This window comes from Oerskovia sp. NPDC060287 (assembly GCF_042726775.1).
Taxonomy (GTDB): domain Bacteria; phylum Actinomycetota; class Actinomycetes; order Actinomycetales; family Cellulomonadaceae; genus Oerskovia; species Oerskovia merdavium.
The window spans coordinates 6936-10150 of record NZ_JBHXBO010000151.1 but is presented as its reverse complement, the minus strand read 5'-3'; the positions used below and the strand labels follow the sequence as shown (position 1 = coordinate 10150).

The following is a 3215-nucleotide window of genomic DNA, read 5'->3' as shown; positions in this document are numbered from 1 at the left end:
GCTCCGTGGAGCTGCCCGCCCGGCCTCGGGGCCCGGCCTCCACCGGTGCGCGGCGCGCACCCGGCCCCCGGCAGAACGGCGTCGTTTTGCCAGTCGGGGCGCCCGCGCGGGAAACTGGGAGGGCAACGGTGCGGCGCCGCTCCGTGCTGCCCGCGCTGCACGGTGTCACGACCCACCCCCCTGAGGTCGGCGCCGGAGCTCACCACCATGAAACGGGAGACCCCCATGCGCAGGCTGCCTGCTCTCACCGCCCTGACCGCCCTCGTCGCGACCTTCGCGCTCACGGCGTGCACCGACGCGTCCACGGACTCGAGCGCGAGCCCCACCGACGGCGGTTCGTCCGCAGCGTCGTTCGACCCGTCGACCATCGCCAAGGACGAGACGATCGCCGCGATGCTCCCGGCCGACGTCGTCGAGGCCGGCCTCCTGACGGTCGGCACCAACGCCACGTACGCCCCCGCCGAGTTCATCGGTGACGACGGCAAGACGATCGTCGGCTACGACGTCGACCTGGCCAAGGCGGTCGGCGCCGTCCTGGGTCTCGACGTCGAGGTCACCAACGCCGACTTCGCCTCGATCATCCCGGCGATCGGCAGCAAGTACGACATCGGCGTCTCGGGCTTCACGATCACCCCCGAGCGCCTGTCCGAGGTCAACATGGTCAGCTACTTCCGTGCGGGCGAGGCGTTCGCCGTGGCCCAGGGCAACCCCAAGGACGTCGACCCCACCGACGTGTGCGGCCTGAGCATCGCCGTCCAGACGGGCACGGTCGAGGACGAGGCGCTCGACGGCCTCATGGCTGACTGCGAGGCCGCGGGCAAGCCCGACATCACGCCGCTGCGCTACGCGAGCCAGGCCGACGTCACGACCAACCTGGTGGGCGGCAAGGCCGACGTCATGTACGCGGACTCGCAGGTCGTGGCCTACGCCGTGACCCAGACGGGCGGCCAGATCGAGCAGCTCGGCGACATCTTCGCCGACTCGCTGCACGGCATCGCGATCGCCAAGGACGACACCGCGCTCGCGCAGGCCGTCCAGGCCGCGGTCCAGAAGCTCATCGACGACAGCGACTACACCACGATCCTCGACGCCTGGGGCAACGCCTCCGGTGCGGTGACCACGGCCGAGCTCAACCCCGTGGTCTCCTGAGCTGATCCCCTGACAGAACAGAGGTAGCCATGGCCCAGCCGCCCAGCACCCCATCGCCCGACGGACCGCCGAGCGGGGGCTCGTCGAGCCTCGGCACGGCGTCCGCGCCTGCCGACCGGATACCGGAGCGCATCCACGCGGTCCCGGTGCCCCGGCCGGGACGCTGGGCGGCGGCCGTGGTCCTCCTCGTCCTGGCGGCCATGGCCGTCCACGGCCTGGTCACGAACGAGAAGTTCCGGTGGGACGTCGTCTGGCTCTACCTGCGGGACGTGCAGATCATGCGCGGCGTGGGCTGGACCCTGATCCTGACGTTCTCCTCGATGGCCATCGCGGTCGTGCTCGCGGTGATCCTCGCGGTCATGCGTCGCTCGGACAACCCGGTCATGCGGGCGACGAGCTGGTTCTACATCTGGTTCTTCCGCGGTACCCCGATCTACACCCAGCTCGTGTTCTGGGGGCTGATCTCGGTCCTGTACCCCAAGCTGAGCCTGGGCATCCCGTTCGGTCCCGAGTGGTTCGTGTTCGACACCGCGGACCTCATCACCGCGGCGCGCGCCGCGATCCTGGGCCTCGCGCTCAACGAGGCCGCGTACCTCGCGGAGATCGTCCGCGCGGGCCTGGGCTCGGTGGACCCGGGCCAGGCCGAGGCGGCGAAGGCCCTCGGCATGAAGGACGGCAAGATCCTGCGGCGCATCATCCTGCCGCAGGCCATGCGCGTGATCGTGCCGCCGACGGGCAACGAGACCATCTCGATGCTCAAGACCACGTCGTTGGTCCTCGCCGTGCCGTTCAGCCTGGACCTGACGTTCGCGTCGAACGCGATCGCGAACCGCATCTTCCTGCCGATCCCGCTGCTCATGGTCGCGGCGATCTGGTACCTGCTGATCACGAGCATCCTCATGGTCGGCCAGCACTACATCGAGCAGTACTACGGGCGCGGGTTCGGCTCGTCGACGGGCACGAGCCGCCGTCGCAAGCCGGGCAAGGGCCCCACGAAGCCGAGCAAGCAGGAGGCGATAGCGGCGTCGGGCACGACCGCGAACGCCGACCCCTTCCTGGAGGTGACCCCGTGACCGCGGACGCTCTCGACCACCCGTCCGGCGCTGCGACCGCGGCGTCAGGCCCGACGGCGGCACGCGCCGACGCGTCCGTCGCACCCATGGTGGAGATCGACGGGGTGCACAAGATGTTCGGCGACGTGCACGTCCTCAAGGGCGTGGACCTCGAGGTCCCCCGGGGCTCGGTGTGCGTCGTGCTCGGGCCCTCGGGCTCGGGCAAGTCGACGCTGCTGCGCTGCATCAACGAGCTCGAGGACCTCACGGCGGGTCGCATCTACGTCGACGGCGACCTGATCGGGTACCGGGAGGTCGAGAAGAACGGCAAGAAGCGGCTGCACCGCCTGCACCCCAAGGTCATCGCGGCCCAGCGCTCGCGCATCGGCATGGTGTTCCAGCGCTTCAACCTGTTCCCGCACATGACGGCCCTCCAGAACGTCATGGAGGCCCCCGTGCAGGTGCGCGGGCTCTCGCGCGCCCAGGCCAGGGCGCGCGCGGAGGAGCTGCTCGCCCGGGTCGGCCTGTCCGACCGCATGGACCACTATCCCTCCCAGCTCTCGGGCGGCCAGCAGCAGCGCGTCGCGATCGCCCGCGCGCTCGCGATGGACCCCGAGCTCATGCTGTTCGACGAGCCGACGTCCGCGCTCGACCCCGAGCTCGTCGGTGAGGTCCTCGCGGTCATGCGCGACCTCGCCGAGAGCGGCATGACGATGATCGTCGTGACGCACGAGATCGGTTTCGCGCGCGAGGTCGGCGACCACGTGGTGTTCATGGACGACGGGGTGATCGTCGAGCAGGGCGACCCCCGCGAGGTGCTCACGAACCCGCGCGAGGAGCGGACCCGGGAGTTCCTGGCGCACGTGCTGTAGCCGTCCGCGTCTGCCGAGAAGCGAGCAGTGGGGGCGGGGGGGGGCCGTAAGGGGGGGCCCGCCCGAGGACCGCCCCCCCCCGCCCCCCCGGGGGGGCCCCCCCCCGCGGCCCCCCCCGGGAGCCCCGCGAGCCGAGGAGGCG

General features: G+C 71.2%; 3 protein-coding genes. All 3 read left to right on the top strand.

Going from position 1 to position 3215, the window contains the following annotated elements:
- Window positions 1–225 precede the first annotated feature (225 nt).
- The 3 genes from ACFWFR_RS13455 (at window position 226) to ACFWFR_RS13445 (ending at window position 3073) form a co-directional block, all read left to right on the top strand.
- Window positions 226–1149, top strand: coding sequence for an ABC transporter substrate-binding protein (locus ACFWFR_RS13455; RefSeq protein ID WP_191803776.1), 924 nt, complete (start codon window positions 226–228; stop codon window positions 1147–1149).
- Window positions 1150–1178: 29 nt separating this feature from the next.
- The gene (locus tag ACFWFR_RS13450; protein WP_191803777.1) at window positions 1179–2222 is read left to right on the top strand and encodes an amino acid ABC transporter permease; all 1044 of its coding nucleotides are present in this window, start codon (window positions 1179–1181) and stop codon (window positions 2220–2222) included.
- 86 nt (window positions 2223–2308) lie between these two features.
- The gene (locus ACFWFR_RS13445; protein WP_191803857.1) at window positions 2309–3073 is read left to right on the top strand and encodes an amino acid ABC transporter ATP-binding protein; all 765 of its coding nucleotides are present in this window, start codon (window positions 2309–2311) and stop codon (window positions 3071–3073) included.
- The last annotated feature ends 142 nt before the right edge of the window (window positions 3074–3215 follow it).

Coding starts and splice junctions, on each gene's coding strand:
- ACFWFR_RS13455 (WP_191803776.1), top strand. CDS start 226: ATGCGCAGGCTGCCTGCTCTCACCGCCCTGACCGCCCTCGTCGCGACC.
- ACFWFR_RS13450 (WP_191803777.1), top strand. CDS start 1,179: ATGGCCCAGCCGCCCAGCACCCCATCGCCCGACGGACCGCCGAGCGGG.
- ACFWFR_RS13445 (WP_191803857.1), top strand. CDS start 2,309: ATGGTGGAGATCGACGGGGTGCACAAGATGTTCGGCGACGTGCACGTC.